The sequence below is a fragment of the Neobacillus oceani genome, assembly GCF_046237595.1.
Classification (GTDB): Bacteria; Bacillota; Bacilli; order Bacillales; family Cytobacillaceae; genus Bacillus_D; species Bacillus_D oceani.
Genome location: NZ_CP143543.1, coordinates 2,719,531 through 2,737,733 on the forward strand (window position 1 = coordinate 2,719,531; position 18,203 = coordinate 2,737,733).

At 45.5% G+C, this 18,203-nt stretch carries 20 protein-coding genes and 1 pseudogene; 1 reads left to right on the forward strand and 20 read right to left on the reverse strand.

Features of this window, described 5'->3' with window-relative positions; translation table 11 throughout:
• Nucleotides 1-191: 191 nt before the first annotated feature.
• The 7 genes from V1499_RS13665 to V1499_RS13695 are packed head-to-tail and all read right to left on the reverse strand — an operon-like array spanning nt 192 to nt 5,779.
• Nucleotides 192-1,190 (reverse strand): biotin--[acetyl-CoA-carboxylase] ligase, encoded by a 999-nt coding sequence (locus V1499_RS13665; protein WP_409270456.1) that lies wholly within the window; start codon nt 1,188-1,190, stop codon nt 192-194.
• On the reverse strand, nt 1,163-2,362 hold the full coding sequence (locus tag V1499_RS13670; RefSeq protein WP_409270457.1) for a CCA tRNA nucleotidyltransferase: 1,200 nt from the start codon (nt 2,360-2,362) through the stop codon (nt 1,163-1,165). Before V1499_RS13670 ends, V1499_RS13665 begins: the two co-directional genes overlap by 28 nt.
• A gap of 10 nt (nt 2,363-2,372) precedes the next feature.
• On the reverse strand, nt 2,373-3,500 hold the full coding sequence (gene bshA, locus V1499_RS13675) for an N-acetyl-alpha-D-glucosaminyl L-malate synthase BshA (RefSeq protein ID WP_409270458.1): 1,128 nt from the start codon (nt 3,498-3,500) through the stop codon (nt 2,373-2,375).
• A 2-nt stretch (nt 3,501-3,502) separates the two neighbouring features.
• A complete protein-coding gene (gene bshB1, locus V1499_RS13680) occupies nt 3,503-4,219 on the reverse strand; it encodes a bacillithiol biosynthesis deacetylase BshB1 (protein WP_409270459.1) in 717 nt (238 codons plus the stop codon).
• On the reverse strand, nt 4,203-4,622 hold the full coding sequence (gene mgsA / locus V1499_RS13685) for a methylglyoxal synthase (RefSeq protein WP_409270460.1): 420 nt from the start codon (nt 4,620-4,622) through the stop codon (nt 4,203-4,205). The genes bshB1 and mgsA overlap by 17 nt, the downstream gene beginning before the upstream one ends.
• A gap of 11 nt (nt 4,623-4,633) precedes the next feature.
• Nucleotides 4,634-5,434: a 4-hydroxy-tetrahydrodipicolinate reductase gene (gene dapB / locus V1499_RS13690; RefSeq protein ID WP_409270461.1), complete on the reverse strand. Its 801-nt coding sequence runs from the start codon at nt 5,432-5,434 to the stop codon at nt 4,634-4,636.
• A 3-nt stretch (nt 5,435-5,437) separates the two neighbouring features.
• Nucleotides 5,438-5,779: a nucleotide pyrophosphohydrolase gene (locus V1499_RS13695; protein ID WP_316569803.1), complete on the reverse strand. Its 342-nt coding sequence runs from the start codon at nt 5,777-5,779 to the stop codon at nt 5,438-5,440.
• 198 nt (nt 5,780-5,977) lie between these two features.
• Here V1499_RS13695 and V1499_RS13700 point away from each other — a divergent pair, with 198 nt between their 5' ends.
• A complete protein-coding gene (locus V1499_RS13700; protein ID WP_409270462.1) occupies nt 5,978-6,850 on the forward strand; it encodes a YitT family protein in 873 nt (290 codons plus the stop codon).
• A 55-nt stretch (nt 6,851-6,905) separates the two neighbouring features.
• On the opposite strand, the gene V1499_RS13705 is transcribed toward V1499_RS13700, so the two are convergent.
• The 13 genes and pseudogenes from V1499_RS13705 to aroA form a co-directional block, all read right to left on the reverse strand.
• Nucleotides 6,906-7,970: an IS3 family transposase gene (locus V1499_RS13705; RefSeq protein ID WP_409276251.1), complete on the reverse strand. Its 1,065-nt coding sequence runs from the start codon at nt 7,968-7,970 to the stop codon at nt 6,906-6,908.
• Nucleotides 7,971-8,014: 44 nt separating this feature from the next.
• Nucleotides 8,015-8,308 (reverse strand): annotated as a pseudogene (locus V1499_RS13710) (helix-turn-helix domain-containing protein); the annotation flags it as partial.
• Between the two features lie 81 nt (nt 8,309-8,389).
• Nucleotides 8,390-9,064: a zinc metallopeptidase gene (locus V1499_RS13715; RefSeq protein WP_409270463.1), complete on the reverse strand. Its 675-nt coding sequence runs from the start codon at nt 9,062-9,064 to the stop codon at nt 8,390-8,392.
• 58 nt (nt 9,065-9,122) lie between these two features.
• Nucleotides 9,123-9,917: a sporulation protein YpjB gene (gene ypjB, locus V1499_RS13720; protein WP_409270464.1), complete on the reverse strand. Its 795-nt coding sequence runs from the start codon at nt 9,915-9,917 to the stop codon at nt 9,123-9,125.
• A gap of 112 nt (nt 9,918-10,029) precedes the next feature.
• On the reverse strand, nt 10,030-10,620 hold the full coding sequence (locus V1499_RS13725; protein WP_409276300.1) for a DUF1405 domain-containing protein: 591 nt from the start codon (nt 10,618-10,620) through the stop codon (nt 10,030-10,032).
• Between the two features lie 95 nt (nt 10,621-10,715).
• On the reverse strand, nt 10,716-11,483 hold the full coding sequence (locus V1499_RS13730) for a c-type cytochrome (protein ID WP_409270465.1): 768 nt from the start codon (nt 11,481-11,483) through the stop codon (nt 10,716-10,718).
• Nucleotides 11,484-12,047: 564 nt separating this feature from the next.
• Nucleotides 12,048-12,722, reverse strand: a complete 675-nt coding sequence (qcrB, locus tag V1499_RS13735; RefSeq protein WP_316569798.1) for a menaquinol-cytochrome c reductase cytochrome b subunit — start codon at nt 12,720-12,722, stop codon at nt 12,048-12,050.
• A gap of 16 nt (nt 12,723-12,738) precedes the next feature.
• On the reverse strand, nt 12,739-13,242 hold the full coding sequence (locus tag V1499_RS13740) for a ubiquinol-cytochrome c reductase iron-sulfur subunit (RefSeq protein ID WP_409270466.1): 504 nt from the start codon (nt 13,240-13,242) through the stop codon (nt 12,739-12,741).
• 146 nt (nt 13,243-13,388) lie between these two features.
• The gene (locus V1499_RS13745) at nt 13,389-13,850 is read right to left on the reverse strand and encodes a YpiF family protein (RefSeq protein ID WP_409270467.1); all 462 of its coding nucleotides are present in this window, start codon (nt 13,848-13,850) and stop codon (nt 13,389-13,391) included.
• 109 nt (nt 13,851-13,959) lie between these two features.
• Nucleotides 13,960-14,526 carry a ReoY family proteolytic degradation factor gene (locus tag V1499_RS13750; protein WP_409270468.1) on the reverse strand — a complete coding sequence of 189 codons (567 nt, stop codon included), beginning with the start codon at nt 14,524-14,526 and terminating at the stop codon, nt 13,960-13,962.
• A gap of 33 nt (nt 14,527-14,559) precedes the next feature.
• Nucleotides 14,560-15,819, reverse strand: coding sequence for a tetratricopeptide repeat protein (locus V1499_RS13755; protein WP_409270469.1), 1,260 nt, complete (start codon nt 15,817-15,819; stop codon nt 14,560-14,562).
• 21 nt (nt 15,820-15,840) lie between these two features.
• Complete coding sequence (locus V1499_RS13760; RefSeq protein ID WP_409270470.1) at nt 15,841-16,737, reverse strand: hypothetical protein; 897 nt, start codon at nt 16,735-16,737, stop codon at nt 15,841-15,843.
• Nucleotides 16,738-16,912: 175 nt separating this feature from the next.
• Nucleotides 16,913-18,184 (reverse strand): 3-phosphoshikimate 1-carboxyvinyltransferase, encoded by a 1,272-nt coding sequence (gene aroA, locus V1499_RS13765; RefSeq protein ID WP_409276301.1) that lies wholly within the window; start codon nt 18,182-18,184, stop codon nt 16,913-16,915.
• Nucleotides 18,185-18,203 lie beyond the last annotated feature (19 nt).

An 18,203-nucleotide genomic window follows, 5' to 3' on the forward strand; every position in this document is an offset into this window, starting at 1 on the left:
GCAGCATGAAAAAAGATCCAGCTGAAGGCAGAGGATCCGTTCAAAAAAAATGTGCAATCCCTCTGTCCCGGTCCTTTACGGATCTAGGCAGAAACCGTTTTTTCATTTGTCCTTGCAAGAGGTGCAGTTCACCAGGATACCGCCCAAACGAATTATAGCAAAAAACCCCTTTCCTGCGCCACAGAAAAAAACTAGGAAAGGGGAAAGTCGATATCTGCGGAATAAATCAAATGAATCTTGCCGGTGGAATCCTCAAGCTCAAGGACCCCATCATCGGTTATCCCAAGCGCTCGGCCTTCGAGGATGCCATTGTATGTCCTGGCCCTTATCCTTCCGCCTATTCCTTTGGCATAGCTTTCCCAAAGTAGCTTGATCGGATAAAAACCCTTTTCCAAATATAAAAGGTAAAGCTTCTCGAAATGGGCGCAAAATTCACGGATCACCATTGGTCTGGACGCTTCATTCCCAGTCTCTTCCAGGATGGAGGTTGCAATTTCATTTAGGTCCTCCGGGAAATCGCCTCTCTTCTGGTTAACATTCATTCCTATCCCGATGATGACAGAGTGGATCCTGTCCGATTCGGCCTGAAGCTCGGTGAGGATTCCAGTAATTTTTTTACCATTTACCAGCAGGTCATTAGGCCATTTGATTTCAGGCGTTATCCCTGCGGCTTCCTCAATTGCCCTGGCGACTGCCACGGCTGCCAAAAGTGTTAGCTGGGGCGCCTGTTGTGGCGGGATTTCGGGACGGAGAAGGAGGCTCATCCAAATGCCGGTCCCTTTCGGGGAATGCCATTTTCGGTCCATTCTCCCTCGTCCTGCTGTCTGCTCGTCCGCCACGATAAGTGTCCCTTCTGGTGCTTTTTCCTGTGCAAGTGCAAGTGCGAGCTTTTGAGTTGAATCGACCGTTTCCCGGTAAAGAATCGATTGCCCGATAAACCGTGTTTTCAAGCCTAGCCTGATTTCATCTGCCGTCAAAGCCGATGGGGTTCCTGCAAGCCGGTATCCTCTCCTTTTAACCGATTCGACTACAAATCCATCACCCCGAAGTCCTTCGATATGCTTCCAGACAGCTGTACGGGAGCAGCCAATCAGATTTGCGAGAGCTTGTCCGGATAGAAAGCCTCCCTCTGCTTCAGCGAATGCATCCAAAAGCTTTTTCCTTATGTCTGATTGCACCTTGAGAGCCACTCCTTTATCATTAATTGATTATTTTCGACAGCTCCAAGAAGTACAGCCCGTTCAATCGCCGCCATTTTTTCTTTCACCCATGGGCCACCGTTTTTTCCTTCCCAGCGAATCAGATCGCCACCAGATACAGCAAGTTCCTTTTTGTCCTTTATTGGAAGATTCTCATATTCGGAAAGCCATTTTTCTATCGTTTCATTACTTGCGTTGCCTCCCGCCGCCTCGACAAGCCTTTCAACAGAAGCGATTGCCTTTTTGCCGGCTTCGAACAGCGAAGAAATATCCCAATCAGCCTCCATCCTTTCTTTCATGTATTGAAGCAGGCTGGTTAACAAGGCAATCTGCTTATTGGACATTTTCCACGAACGTAAAAACGATTCAGAACCTTGCTTATCAAATCCGAGGCAGTAGAGTAGCAGTACCCACATTTCATCTGTGTCGAGATTCTCTATATCCAGATTCAAACAGTTTTCCAAATCCCCTTCCCTTCCGCTTAATCCTGGCAAATACTCAACGATTCCTGTTCTACTCATGATTGACAGGCCCTCTTTCCTCCATTTGCCGCCGAGGAGTTTTTCAAATTCAGCTTTCTTCCGTTCCACCGCGATATGGCTAAGCAATGGAGCCATTTTTTTCATAGATGTGAACGTGGCCTCTTCTATTTTAAAACCCAATTGGCTTGCAAATCGGGCGGCCCGCATCATCCTAAGGGCGTCCTCGCCAAACCGGTCGGCAGGGTCACCGACCGTCCTAATTTCCCGCCTGGCTATATCCTCTTTGCCGCCAAAAGGATCAATGAGCCCCCCGGCACTGTCCATTGCCATTGCATTTATCGTAAAATCACGCCGTTTTAAATCTTCATTCAGCGATGTTACAAACTCTACCTTATCGGGTCGCCTGTAATCCGTATAGCCCGTCTCTGTCCGATAAGTGGTTACCTCGTATGAAGCTCCTTTAAAAAGGACAAGTATAGTTCCATGCTCAATGCCGATATCGACTGTTTTTAGGAATATTTCCTTGATTTGTTCAGGTCGTGCTGAGGTTGCTATGTCAATATCGCCAATGGGCCTTGACATGATCCTGTCCCTTACCGACCCGCCGACAAAATAGGCTTCCTCCCCTGCTCTATGAATTGCATCCAGAACTGGAAGCGCGTCTTTGAATGGCTTCTCCACTGCTCTCACCCTATTCCAGGAGTTTATAATAAAGCCTTTCGTACTGGCCGACAACCTTGTCCGCATTAAAACGTTCTTTTACCATAATCGAAGCCCGGCAAGAAAAATCTCTATGTAGGGCATGATCGGAAAGAAGGGAAATTGCCTTGTCCGCTATGGCCTCTATGTCTCCCAAAGGGCAAATATACCCGTTCTCCCCGTCGGTGATTACCTCGGGAATGCCGCCAATATCTGTCCCGATACAAGGCACTCCGCATGCCATGGCTTCGAGTGCCGCGAGCCCGAAACTTTCCTTTTCGGAAAGGAGGAGCATCAGGTCGCTTATTGAATATAATTCTTCCACATTGTCCTGTTTCCCAAGGAAAAGGACTTTTTCCTTTAAGCCAAGGTCCGTGACAAGCTTCAACACTTTCCTTATTTCGGGGCCATCTCCGACAAGCAGCAGTTTGGCAGGCATACTTGAAGCTATACGGGCAAATGCCTGGACGACATCGGGGACCCTTTTAACCCCCCGGAAGTTCGAAACATGGATGATGACCTTTTCCTCCTTGCGAATTCCGAGTTTGTCCTTCAATTCAGTTTCGCCGATCCTTAAATATGTCCTCTCATCTATAAAATTGTAAACAGTCTCGATTTCCTTATCAGGATTTAAAAGTTCCATTGTCTGGGAAACAAGTGAGTTGGAAACCGCTGTGACGATATCCGATTTTTCAATCCCAAATTTAATCGCATCGGAAAGCGAAGGGTCATTTCCAAGTACGGTAATATCCGTTCCGTGAAGTGTTGTAACAATTTTCAGGTCCCGCCCACTCATTTCCCTTGCCAATATCGCGCATACGGCATGAGGGATGGCATAATGGACATGCAGCAAATCCAGGCTTTCCTGGTTTGCCACCTCCGCCATCTTACTGGCAAGAGCTATGTCATAGGGGGGATACTGAAAAACCGAATATTGATTCACCTCAACTTGATGATAGTAGATGTTATGATACATCCGGGTCAGCCGGAAGGGCATGCTAGAGGTGATAAAATGAATCTCATGGCCCCTTTCGGCAAGGAGTTTTCCCAGTTCTGTTGCTATTACCCCGGAACCTCCGACAGAAGGATAGCATGTAATTCCTATTTTTAATTTTTTCATCGCTAATTTGCTCCAATCAAATCCAGGTCAATAAGCGGGGCAGAACCCGCTTTAAACCCTTCTGCAAATCGGACACCTGCCTGTTTTCCAAAAAGGCTTTCCCTCGCTTCGATGGATTCGATATATCCATTGACAAGCGGAGTGTCGAAACTGTCCGCACTTTTGACAAATTGGCTTTTATATGAATTCAGAGCGACCTTTTTCTTTTCCATATTACTGGAAATATCAACCAGAAAATCCGGGGCATGAAATCCATTGATCATGTAATAATGAAGGTAAGCAGCCTTGTGAGGCAGGAAACCCTCTTCGTCTTCAAATTTCTTGATTCCCGCCGAAAAACACGCCTCTTTGACAAGGCGCGCGCAATTCCCGTGGTCCGGGTGCCTATCTTCCATATACGGAGCAAAAATTACTTTTGGCCTATATTTCCTTATAACGGTAACAATCTTCTTTATGTATTCGTGGTTAATGAACAGGCCCCTATCGGGCAGATCAAGTGCCAACCGCTCTGCACCAAGGATGGCCGCTGCATTTTCAGCTTCTTTTTTTCGCGTTTCTGTATCTCCGTTTGAAGATAATTCCGCCCGCGTCAAATCACAAATGACTATTTTTTTCCCTCGGGCAGCAAATTTCGCTATCGTACCGCCCATCCCGATTTCCACATCGTCGGCATGGGCACCAAATGCGAGAATGTCGGTTCCACTAGATGGTTCCCTCATTTTGGTCCCCCCTGGCAATTGTTCTCCACTCCAAATGTCCCTCCTCAATTCCTATGATTAGGACTTCGGCAGTACCCATATTTGTAGCCAATGGAATGGAATACACATCGCAAAGACGCAACAGGGCGCTGACATCGGGTTCATGCGGTTGGGCAGTAAGCGGATCCCTAAAAAAGAAAATCGAATCCAGTTGGTTTTTTGCGACCATTGCTCCGATTTCCTGGTCGCCGCCAAGCGGCCCGGATTGAAATCGTGTCACTTCAAGTCCGGTAGCTTCGGATATCCGCTTGCCAGTTGTACCCGTCGCAAACAAGGTATGTTTCGCAAATATCTCCTTGTACGCTACAGTAAACTGGACCAGGTCATCTTTCTTTTTATCATGGGCGATTAATGCTATATTCACTGTCTCTTCACCTATTCCATTATATTTTCGAGTCCATATACGAATGAGTCGATTTTCATGACCGTTTCCACCGCTGTTTTTACCCCCGACATAAAGGAAGCCCTTGTATAGGAATCGTGGCGGATTTTAAGTGTCTGGCCATCAGATCCAAACAGCACTTCCTGATGGGCAATCAGTCCCGGCAGACGGACGGAATGGATTTTCATCCCCTCGATATCCGCTCCTCTCGCTCCTGGCAACGTTTCTTTTTCATCGGGATGGCCCTGTTTCCTTACCTCCCTTTCTTCCGAAATCAGTTGGGCTGTTTTAATTGCAGTTCCTGAAGGAGCATCGAGTTTTTTGTCATGGTGCATTTCAATAATTTCAACATTTTCAAAGTATCTAGCGGCCATTTTTGCAAATTTCATCATCAAGATGGCCCCTATCGCAAAGTTTGGGGCGATAATACACCCAATCCCCTTTTCGGCGGAAAGTTCCTTAAGCTCCTCGAGATCTTCCTTGCTAAAACCGGTTGTACCGATTACTGGCCTGACGTTATGTACCAATGCGGTCCTAGCATGGTGCATTCCCGCTTCTGGCACAGTCAGGTCGACAAGGACGTCAGCCTTAACCGATTGAAGGCATTCTTCAATATCCGAATATACCGGTACTTCCGGAAAAGGAAAATGTCCGATTTCCCCAAGTTTTCTGCCATCGTTCTTTCGGTCAAGTACCGCCACAAGTTCAAACCCGTTCGTTTCGGCGGCTAGCTTTACAGCTTCCGACCCCATCCTGCCACGCGGGCCGGCAATTACCATCCTGATTTTTTCCATCCCCTACACTCCATCCGTAAGCTCTTTTTTTGTCCAGCGGTCTTTATCCCTTGTCCTGAATTTCTCCATAACGATGTCATGGGCTTCCTGAAGGTCAATATTCAATGAATTGGCCAGACAGATTAGGACAAACAGCAAATCGCCGATTTCTTCTTCAACTGTTTTTTCTTTTTCCGTTTTTTTCTTGGGTTTTTCACCATAATAATGATTAATTTCACGGGCCAGCTCGCCAAGTTCTTCGGTAAGCCTCGCCATCATGGCCAGCGGGCTGAAATAGCCTTCCTTAAACTGACCAATATGCTCATCCACTTCTCTTTGCAGTTGCATCACGGTCTTTTCGGCCATATAAACCACCCCAATATGTAAGTCAATTATGTTTAGGAAAATTTCCCTAAGGCTATAGCTTTCATGTTAGCTAAATTATTTTCCGTTTACAATATTATTGCACAAGAAGGATTTTACCCGCAATTGCCCGAAACCTTTTTATCCGCTATAATTAAATCCGCTTTGGATTGGGCAAAATATGGCAAGGGAGGAAGCAACATGATATTTGGCCTTAAACTGAAAAATATCTTATTGATTTTGCTTGGCACGGCGATAATGTCGTTCGGAATCGTTAATTTCAATATTCAAAACAAGCTCGCGGAAGGCGGCGTAACCGGGATTACCCTCCTTCTTTACTTCTTGTTTAAATTCAATCCCGCCTATACGAACCTCCTTATAAACATCCCCCTCTTTTTTATGGGCTGGAAGCTGCTCGGCCGTAAAGCCTTCTTTTATACAGTCATTGGGACTGTGGGGGTTTCGGTGTTTTTATGGATATTCCAAAAGGTCCCCCTTAATATGTCCCTTAAAGACGACCTCCTGCTCGCGGCCTTATTTGCTGGCGTTTGCCTTGGTGTCGGCCTTGGGATTATCTTCAGGTTTGGCGGTACTTCCGGCGGAGTTGATATTATTGCTCGGGTCGCCCAAAAGTATTGGGGCATCAGCATGGGCCGGACAATGTTTATGTTCGACGCGCTCGTCATACTTGCTTCACTTCTGACTTACTTGAATTATAGGGAAGCGATGTATACACTAGTGGCGGTTTTTGTCGGTGCGAGGGTTATCGATGTGATGGCCGAAGGAGCCTATTCGGCAAGGGGAGCTATGATTATTTCCGATAAAAACACGGAAATAGCTGAAAAAATCATGAGCGACCTTGACCGCGGCGTTACGGTATTGAGAGGCTATGGATATTTCACAAAAAATGAGAGGGAAATCCTTTACTGCGTCGTCCCCAAAAATGAAATTATCAGGCTTAAAAATGTTGTGACGTCTGTAGATCCTCACGCCTTCGTTTCTGTTACAGCTGTCCATGACGTCCTTGGCGAGGGCTTTACACTTGATGCAAACAAAAACCCGTTTGAAATTTAAGAGATAATAAAAAGAGCGGAGCCTGTGCTGAACCCTAAAAGTTAGACCAAAATATTTAAGCAGCTAGTTGGCTGGTATGAAGACGGTATTCAACCGGGCTCATGCCAGTCAATTTTGCTTTTATTCGTTCATTGTTATAGTAAAAAATATAATCAGTCACTGCTTGCTTAAGCTCGTCAAATGAATGATAAACTTTACCGTAATACATTTCCTGCTTCATTATTCCGAAGAAGTTTTCCATTGGTGAATTATCCAGACAGTTTCCTTTCCGTGACATACTTTGAAAGACGCCATTATCTTTCAGTTTCTTAACGTACGTGTTCATTTGGTAACCCCAGCCTTGATCAGAGTGTATAGTAGTTCGATAGGGGCAATCTTTTGTTATTTCAATTGCTTCGTCTAGAGCATCCAATATTGCTTTTGCGTTGGGGCGTTCCGAGAACCGAAATGATAGAATTTCCCCATTAAATATATCTAGGAACGGATCTAAATAAGCCTTCTTGATAATCATCTTCCCATCAGAGTCGGTCATGTAGTATTTGAATTCAGATGTATCAGTTGTTAATTTTTGATGCGGGATGCTTGTATGGAATCTGCGGTTGACAAGGTTCTTAGAAATTTTACCTATGCTTCCTTTATAAGTGCTATATTTGCGAGATTTACGTGTGTATGAGGTACAAATAATACCCAGCTTATTGGTGATCCGAAGGATTTTTTTGTGATTTACGATATAACCTCTCTTACGTAATTCCATATCAATTCGACGATAACCATAATTTCCATTATGTTTATCTACAATATCCTGGATAATACTTTCAATCTCTTCATCTGGATTAGGTTCATTAAATCGCTTTTGCCAATACATATAGGTTGCCTTTGGAAAACCTGTAGCTTCAAGGATAACAGCTAATTTGAATTCTTTTCTGAGTTCATGGATGATCCTGGATTCTGTTTTAGCAGTCGGCTCGGAATATTTATCCCTGAAGCTCGGAGCTTTTTTAAATAGGCATTCTCCGCGCGCAGTAATTCTATTTCTTTTAAAAGTTGTTCTTCCTTCGTCATTTTCTTTTCGTTTTTCTTGTTCTTCGGCTTGTTGGACACGGATGGACGCCCCTTTAATTTAGAGAGCCCTTCAATACCTTCATTTTGCCATTTCCTCAACCAATTAAGAATCATAGGCGGTTCAGTAATGCCAAATTTTCTAGCAACCTCTTCAAGGGAATCTCCTGTTCTTACCTTATAGTTTAGGACATCTAATTTAAATTGAACAGGATAATTCGTAGATGCTTTTTTAGTAATTAAGCCCTGTTTCCCGAATTGATGGAACGCACTGACCCATTTTCTTATATTGGTTTTACTTCGAATTCCAAACCTAGTCGCCAAGGAAGCATATCCACCTTCACCGGCTAAATAAGCGTCTACTACCTTTTGCTTAAATCCCTCATCATATTTGACCATAAAAAACACCCCAAAAGTTAGAATTTGTTCGTCTAACTTTTGGGGTGCACATCAGCCAATTAAATTGGCCCGCTCCTTTTATTATTCTTCTCGATTCATTCCGGTATAGATGAGGATTAACCTAAGTAGTTCGAGCACTGCAACCGCGGCCGCCGCAACATACGTCAATGCCGCTGCGTCAAGTACTTTCTTCGTATTTCGTTCCTCTTCGTTTCGGATAATCCCGAGTGCGATGACCTGGTCCATCGCCCTTGAAGATGCGTTGAATTCAACAGGAAGAGTAATGACCTGGAACAAAACAGCTGCCGCCATGAAGGTGATTCCTAAAAGGAGCATACCTTGCAGTTGAGCCAGAATTCCAATTAAAATCAAAATCCATGAGAAATTGCTTCCCAGGTTGGCGACTGGAACAAGCGCGTGCCTGAAACGGAGGAAAGCATAATCCTGCTGGTCCTGGATAGCGTGGCCAACTTCATGTGCAGCTACTGCGGTAGCAGCGAGCGAATGGCCATGATAAATATCCGGGGACAGCCGGATCGCCTTTGCCCTTGGATCATAATGGTCGCTAAGAAATCCCCTGCCTTCTTCAATCCTTACATCGTAAATGCCATTTTCCTGAAGGATTTCCTTGGCTACTTCCGCACCCGTTTTCCTTGATGAAGATGCTACTTGCGAGTATTTTTTAAACGCTCCTTTTACCCTCATTTGAGCCCATAGGGGTATTAGGATAATCAATGCGAAATAAAGGATAAACATTCATTTGCCTCCCAAAATATCTTGTTGTATAAAATTTTATTTGCGGAAGGAGCCAATGTCAATCTTTTAGCTTAATCGATCGTTTTCGAGCAGCTTCCCTATCAGCTTTGTATTTTCTCCAGGCAACATACGACAAAGTCAGGATAATGATGCCTCCCGTCGAGATGATGACCCACCAAATCGAAGGGTCCGCTTCATCCTCCTCAATACCGGCAAATATGTTTTGAAGGCTTGCCTCCAGTTCATCAAGCTCTGCCCTTTCCGACTCGTTCGCGGGTTTGGAAGGACTAAATGCCGAGAGGAAATCAACTTTGGCATCAAGCTTTTTCATAGAATTCGCCTGAATATCGATTTTCATGCTTGGATAAATCAAATCATATAAGGATAAAAAGGAATTTACGTTTGCATGGAAGGCCATTGGTTCCCCATCAAACGCGGCTTTTTTTGCCCCTGAAAAAGCCCCCATGACCTGGTCTTCGAGCTCGGTCCAGAGCGGGTCCCGGGAAGTAGCAAGAGCATCCATGACCAGCCTGAAACGGGTCACTTTATTCACCTTTTCGCTGTATTCCAGCGTAGGGCTGGCTACTGCATCCAACGCTTCATCACGCGACATTGAGACAATTCTTGCCTCATCTGCGGAAAAAGGGATAAGGCCGGGACTCATACTTTGAAGTTGTTCAGAGAAATAATCCAACAATTTCTTGGCATCATCGTACCGCTGGTTCTTAACCATTTGAAAGGCATCATCAGATAGTGTATCAAGCTGTTCTATTCCCGCAGGCTGGCTGTCAGCCAAAACCTGGACCGGAAATATTACTATTAACAAGACAAATAGGAAGTATTTAAGCTTCATTTATAGCCACCCCTCTCATACTAATAGAATGTATGAAAAAAAGGACAAGTCTAGAACTTGTCCAGGATGGTAGCATTGAAATTCAATATGGATTACAACCTATTTAGCATGCCTAAAGATCATATTGTCTGCTTCCAGGCCTTACGCAAAAATACCAGGTAATGAAAATCGATGCTATGGACAGCCAAAATGTAAAATAGCCGATCTCTTGCATATACAAATTGAGAACTTCGTATCTCGGCATCATGAAAAACACATAATCGATGACATCATTATGCAGTGTCCAAACAGAGGCGGCGGCCAAATGCCACCACTTTATACGGTAGAAGGGAGCATAAAGAAGCCCCTGGACCGCCATCGCAAAATGGGAGCCAACGAGCATCCACCCGAGCCAGCCCAAGTCCCCGGTTACAGCCAAAACGAGCAAATTCATGACGACAGCCCATATCCCGTATTTTATTAAAGTAACAATTGCGAGAGCTTCAACCAATGGCCAGTTTTTCCCCCATAAAAAAGCAATTAGAACAAATACGAAAAACAGGCTTGCCGTCGGGCTATCCGGCACAAAAGCGAGAAAGATGGATGGGGTTTGTTCAAGTTGCCCGTCATACCAGTAGTAGCCATAGGCAGTACCCAAAATATTGACAATGAGCAGAAGCCATAAGAACGGCCGGTATGCAAGAAAAGGATATAACTGCTTTATCACAAAATTTCCGCCTTTTCAGTTTATGTTTAAAAATCGTATCATAAAACAATGATAGAAAAAAGCTGGCGAAATTCCTTCACCAGCTTTTCACTCTACTCGCTTTTTAGCGTAGAAATGTATTCAGACAGCTTTTTAAGCTCTTCATCGGTCCCTTTAAAGATCCCTGCAGGCATATTGCCAAAACCTTTTACGGCGACTTCCGCAACGTGGTCAGCTGGGAACTCCTCGTCGATTAGCTTTGGTCCCATAGCGGTTCCTTGGAGCTCTCCGCCATGGCAGCTAATACAGCCTTGGGCTTCATAGATTTTATATCCCTCAGCATCCTTGTCAATCCCCTGAATAATTTCACCCTGCCTTTTGGCTGCTTCCCAGTCATGGGTGGCTACAGACTGATAGGTCAGGAAAAAAATACTGGCTATTCCCAAAAGCATGAATGCCGTGGCGGCCGGGCGTTTTGATGGCCTGCGTTCAGGCCCGCGGTCGATAAATGGCGCAAGCAAAAGGGCGCCGAAAGCTAGGCCAGGAATGACCATTGCGCCTATGACTGTATATGGTCCGGCAGCATAGGAGTATTTAAGCAGTTGGTACAAAAACAGGAAATACCAGTCAGGCAACGGGAGATAGCCCGCGTCTGTTGGATCGGCTATCCTTTCAAGCGGCGGTTCATGTGCCACTGTCAAACTTAAAAAACCAACCAGGAAAACGGCTCCGACAAGCCATTCCTTCAAAAGGAAGTTCGGCCAAAAGGCTTCCGTTTTTCCGGGGTATTCAGAGTAGTCTTTAGGAATCATAGGTTTTCGCTCGGATGGCGCCAAGACACGTGAATCGCCTACGAACTTCATACCTTTACCGCGATGCATCGAACAATCCCCTCCTCTTTCGTAGCATAGAGCAGAACCAGACAGTCCAGTTCCTATTTAAAAAATTTTTCCCCTTTAGGTCCGATTGGTGAACTACTGTGAAACTTGCAGCTGCGCTATTCAGCGGCTTAGATGAACCAATCGGGTTAGTACTTCCGCTTAATTTCCGCCTTAGCGGAGATTTTAGCGGGAGTAGAACGGGGCTAAACCATCAGCGGGAGCCCGCCGCTGATGGAAGGTTCACTTTGCCCCACCGTTAAAGGACAGTAAGCCCTAAAGGGCAACTGTCCCTAAAGGTCCGATAAGTTCACCTAACCATCAGCGGGAAACCGCCGCTGATGGAAGGTTCACTTTGCCCCACCGTTAAGGGACAGTAAGCCTAAAGGGCAACTGTCCCTAAAGGTCCGATAAGTTCACCTAACCATCAGCGGGAAACCGCCGCTGATGGAAGGTTCACTTTGCCCCACCGTTAAGGGACAGTAAGCCTGAAGGGCAACTGTCCCTAAAGGTCCGATAAGTTCACCTAACCATCAGCGGGAACCCGCCACTGATGGAAGGTTCACTTTATAGTGGTCCCGAGATGCCCTGCTTGCGGATCATCAGGAAGTGGGCTCCCATTAGTCCAAGCAATGCGCCGGGCAGGAAGAATACATGGATTGCGAAGAACCGCGAGATTGTCTGTGCACCTACGATTTCTTGATGGCCAGCCATCAGCGCTTTTAGCTGAGGCCCGATTAGGGGGGTAGCTTCAACAATTTGAAGCGTTACCTTAGTCGCGAAAAGTGCTTTCATATCCCAAGGAAGCAGGTAGCCTGTAAGGCCAAGACCCAGCATGACAAAGAAAATAAGCACGCCGACAATCCAGTTCAATTCACGTGGTTTTTTGTATGCGCCCTGGAAAAATACGCGCAAAGTATGTAGGAACATCATGACTATGACAAGGCTCGCACCCCAGTGGTGCATGCCGCGAACGATCTGCCCGAAGGCAACTTCGTTTTGCAAGTAATAGACAGACTGCCAGGCATTCTTAATATCTGGCACATAATACATGGTCAGGAACATTCCGGACAGGATTTGAATTACTGTAACAAAGAACGTCAATCCGCCAAAACAGTAAACGAATGCGGAAAAATGATGGGCTGGATTAACATGCTCGGGGACTTCATGGTCTGCGATATCGCGCCACAGGGGCGTAATATCCAAACGTTCATCTACCCAATCGTAAATTCTGTTTAACATTGATTACGCCTCCTTTCTACGCTTTTCTAGGCTTGGCCTTTCCTAAATAAAGATAGCCGTCTACTTCCTTGTAAGGGTATACATCTAACGGCGCCATTGGCGGAGTGTTTGGAACGTTTATGCCGTTCTTGTAGTAACGGCCATCATGGCATGGACAAAAGAATTCATTTGGATGCTTTTCACTATTATTCCAGCCAACAGTACAACCTAGGTGCTTACATACAGGTGAAAGGGCGACAATTTTGCCATCATCATCCTTATACACCCATGCAGTGTTCGTTACATCAGATTCATACCAGGCATCTTTTTGCTTAAAAGTGAAATCAACCCGTACAGGTTCGCTTGTAATGTCCGCCATTTTTTGGGATGTCGGAATGAAATCGCCTTCTTCGTCAGCCCTTAAGACAGGATCAATAGCAAAACGGACCATTGGCATCAGCATTCCGGCGGCCATAAAACCACCCACGCCCGTCAATGTATAACTAAGGAACTGCCTTCTTGACACTCGATGCTTACTCATGGTTCTCCCCCCTCTGTTTACAAGTTAAGTCCATAGGACAATTAACATATATTAACTAGGACATTATCATGATATATCAATCTTATTGCAAGGTCAATATTATACTATTTTGTGAACTTTTATTAGTTGGCATCCCGATAGAGTACTCATTCAGCACGCCAGCGTGCGGTAAACAACTGCATTAGCTGCTTCACCTGATCGTTTATCAGGAGTACCTTTTGTTTATCTTCCATGGTTGCAAGCGGAAGGGCCGGCAGCCAGATTAGCGAACCTTTAAACTTTCCTTCCATCTCCCGCCATGACTGGTCTGATGTAAGGAGAAACACATGGCGCATTCCTTCTTCGGCAAGCCGTTCTTCCCAGCGTCCCAGGCGTTCGGCAGAAACTCCCGGATTTTCATCCTTTAAGTATGTAAAGGGAGGCATCAGCAAGAGCCTGCCAGTAAACTGCCTTTCCAGCTGCGCAGCGAGAAGGCCTATGTACTCCGCCATCGATGCCGATTGCGCTATCCCATCACCGAAATCCAGGCCAATTAGAGGGATAATGGCTGTATCGACATACTGTTTTGCTTCGGAATAGGATTTTATATCCTCTGTGGACCATTTCATTCTTCTTCTCCTCACTCTTATCAGCTTTGCTTCATTTATCATACCATGAAAATCAAGGTCCTATGGCAAATTTTGCACTTGATTTTTCTACTATAAAGAAAAAACCTGCTTAGAGCAGGCTTCCGTTCGGCTGGTCTTTTTTCAGTTTATTCAACTGCTCGGTAAAGGCAAGGAAAGCTTCCTTGTCCTGTTTATCGAGAGCCTCGTCGATCAGCAACAGAAGTTTTTCCTGGTTAAAGCGGTGAATGCTGTGCAGGAGGAATTTCTCCGCATCGGCCCGGTCCTTCTCATTGACCTGCAAATGCCTAGGAACATACGGATTATCCTCAAGAACCGCGGCATACTGATGGACTTTGTTGGATGCATTGAAATTCAGCTGGATATAAATTTCTTCGTCCCTGTTCAGCCGGATATCGTGGAAAGATTTTTCCGCATCGGTGGTCATGATATTTTCTTTATAAAACCGGAATGGAACTTTGTCTGTGCAATGGGCGGACATAATCAGGCCCCTCGGGCAATATTGGGCCTGTTCGACGAAATGCACCTTCTCCATCAACTGGTCATGGCTCATTAGATAATTCAGGATCCACACGCATTCTCTTCTCTTTAACTGGTAATGGTTCAAAAACCATCTGATAAAGTCCTTTTTCTCGTTGACAGATACAGGGGTTGCCATGATCGTTTCCCTCCTCTGCGAGTATAAACTTTACTAATTCTGGGACAGGCGTTCAACCAGGTCTGCATATTCTTCATTTACAGGATTCCGCCTTAATAACTCTTTAAAAATTTCGGCAGCCAGTGCGGTTTTTCCTTCTTCAATTAAAAAATATCCGTAATCATTCATAAAATTTTCATTATTTTTGAAATAAGGATACGCGGCTTCATAGTTTTTCCGCGCCTTCCCGTATTCCTCAAGATGTTCGAATGCCACAGCGGCATCCCAATGAAATTGTGGTTCAGCATGTTCCTCCATATCAACAGCCTGGATCAGGTCAATAACATCTTCATACCTTTCCTGGTGTATAAACAGCTTGTCGAGTATAAGGGCTGCTTCAGTAAAGCCGGGATCCAAGGCGAGTGCTTCTCTTAAAAATTGTTCTGCCTCCTCTTGCCTCCCAAGCTTCAAAGCAATCTTTCCGCCAAAATAGTGGAGATCCTTATTGAAATCATCCTTCCTAATTCCATCCATGACAGCCTGCAATGCATTGTCCAGCATCTCTTCCCTTTCATAGGCATGGGCAAGATGTAAATAAAGGGAATGATACTCCGAATCTAGATGCTTCAACTCCTCGAATCTCTCGATGGCTGTCCTGTTGTAACCGGCCTGGAGCGCTGTGAAGGCGCAGCCGAACAATGTGTTGATTTCAACCCTGTTTTCCAGCGCTTTTTCATAGTGCGGCATCGCTTCCTCAAAAGCCCCGGAAGCACTCAAGCATTCTGCAAGCCTTTGATGGATGCTGACGCCTGCAATTTCATCTTCCGACTTTAAAACTTCCTCATAAAAGTCAATTGCTTTTTTCATTTCCCCCATGGAACTGTATAATTCCGCGAGCGCGAAGTCCACCACCATCTCATCCGGCAATGCCTCCTTCGCGCTCCTTAGCTTTCTCTCGCTCACTTCATACAATCCCTGAAGCTGATATAAGTCGGCAAGGAGGATAAGGGCTTCGCCGTAGGAAGGGTCATCCGCTTCAATTTCCTCAAGCAACAGGATCGCCTTTTCTTCCTCCCCATTATCTACATAAGCCTCCGCGAGAAGGACGATAATCTCCCCCTCCCCTGGGTAATACAGAAGGAGGTTTTCAAACAGGGTAATGGCCTCTTGGAGGAACCCGTATTGCAAAAGCCTTTCAGCTAGAAGGAATTTTTCCTCGGGTAACCCGCTTTTTAATACTTCATTATATTCCTCGATAGCTTCCTTATGTTGGCCATTTTCAAGCAAATCAATAATTTTATTTGTTTTTTCCATCTTTTCTCGCTCCGAACCCTTTTATTTTACGGCGAAAAAGGAATGGGTTTTAACCTTAATATATTCCCCACTTCCTTCTGAAAAATCAGTTCTGTCCCCAATCCGGATTATTTTGCCTCTCTGGACTGTCATTGCAAGCTTATCACCAAGATAGAGGAATAATGACTTTTCATCCGCACCGTCCATTCCATGATTCCAATATAAATTATAGCTTAACTCTGCATTGTGCATCAGGCTGGACCTCCAAGGAAATATACCCATCTGGTTCAAGGCTTGGGAACCAATTGGCACACATTCCTCAAGTTCATCATGCAATGAAGGAATCCTTTCTGTTACCATGATCTTCTTCCATTTTGCCAAAAGCATTTTTTTCTGCCCTTCCTCCCGAAGCGGTATTACCGGAATAAGCGGGCAATTATAGGGAAAAAGCGCCTCCCTTATCCAGCTCCACGGAATTTGTTCAAGATGGCCGGCAGAGGTAAATTCAACAAAAACAGCAGGGAGCTTTCTCCTTTTGCACTCCCTCAATACAGATGGGCACAATAAGCCGATTGGAATTTTGATTCCAATCGCATAATCGGCCGGAATTCCCGACAGGTTTTCCGAAACAACTGCAAGCTTTTCGCCAACCTGCCTTTCATAGTCCGCCTTCGCATAGGTAAGTATTGTCGTACATCCGTTTTTTAAATATCTTTCTTCGATGTTTGCCTGTACTTCCCCCGTAGGAATGTCGGATAAACCTCCATCAAGGACTGTATATGCCGGAGTCATCAAAAACGCTTCAACATTCATTTTCATGTACGAATATGCCGGCAAATCCCTACGGACAGAGGACACTTTTCTCCCGTCTGTTAGGATGGATTGGCGCAGGCGGCCAGCTTCCCTTAAAATAGTGGCATTTTCAATAATGTAAGGCATCCCATCACCCCTTAGCAAGTCTTAAGACAAGCTATGCGAAATGGGAAAAAATATGCCGGTGCAAAAAGCTTAAAAAACTCGGATAGAATATTAAAAAAGGCGCCGTAAAGATACTGGCGCCACTTTCAAAAAGTCCCCGGACATAAGAACTAAGTATCCCATCAACGGGAGGGATTCATTTTTTCAAACTGTCCAGGTGAATGAAGAAGTCAGGGTAGGAGACGGCGATGGCCTCGGTATCGTGAAGTTCTATTCCGCTTTTGCATATAAGTCCAGCAACCGCAAGCATCATGCCAATCCGATGGTCACCATGGCTTGTTACGGTTCCGTTCCCAAGCTTCGTTCCACCGGTAATGATCATTCCGTCTGGAGTTGTCTCGATTTCCGCTCCAAGCTTTCTCAGTTCACCAGCGACAGTTTCGATCCTGTCGGTCTCTTTCACCCTCAGCTCGGATGCATCCCGGATAATTGTTTCCCCTTCTGCCTGTGTGGCAAGAAGGGCAATGATTGGTAATTCATCGATAAGTCTTGGAATCAGGTCACCGCCAATCGTTATACCTTTCAGGCGGGAATGCTTTACAACGATATCTCCCGATGGTTCATACGTATCGCCTGATGAGCGCATAACGGAAAAGTCGGCTCCCATCTTTTCTAGGACCTCAAGGATCCCTGTACGAGTCCAATTCAAACCAACATTTTTCAAAATGATTTCACTTCCCGGAACAAGTGACCCGGCAGCCAGGAAAAAAGCAGCTGATGAGATGTCGCCAGGAACATTCACACCCGTACCGTAAAGTTTTTGGCCGCCTTCAATCACGACTGTATTACTGGAAGTTTTAATTTTTCCTCCGAACAGGCGAATCATTTTCTCTGTATGGTCCCTTGTCGGAGCCGTTTCGGTAATGGACGTCTCCCCTTCCGCCTGCAGTCCGGCAAGGAGGATGGCCGATTTTACTTGAGCGCTCGCAACAGGAAGGGAATAAGAAATACCTTTCAGTCTGCCCCCGGTGATTGTAATCGGGATAAACTTGCCGTTTTCCCTGCCATCGATTGTCGCGCCCATTTCCTTTAGTGGGGCCGTAACCCGATTCATTGGCCTCTTGGCAATCGATTCATCCCCTGTAAGCCTGGTGACAAATGGAGTGCCGGATAGCAGCCCCATCATTAGCCTAATAGTCGTACCAGAATTGCCTACATCCAGTAGGCCGCTGTATTCCCGAAGGCCTTCAAGCCCGTTCCCGGAGATTTTCACATCAGTGCCGGCTGTTTCAATCGTTACTCCAAGTTTTTGGAAACAGGAAACTGTACTTAGGCAATCATCGCCGGGGAGGAAATTCCTCACGGTAGTCGTTCCATGGGCAATCGCACCGAACATGACAGCCCTATGGGAAATGGACTTATCACCGGGAACCCTGATTTCGCCGGAAAGGCCTGAACTCGCAGGCATTATGTTCACATGATTCAAT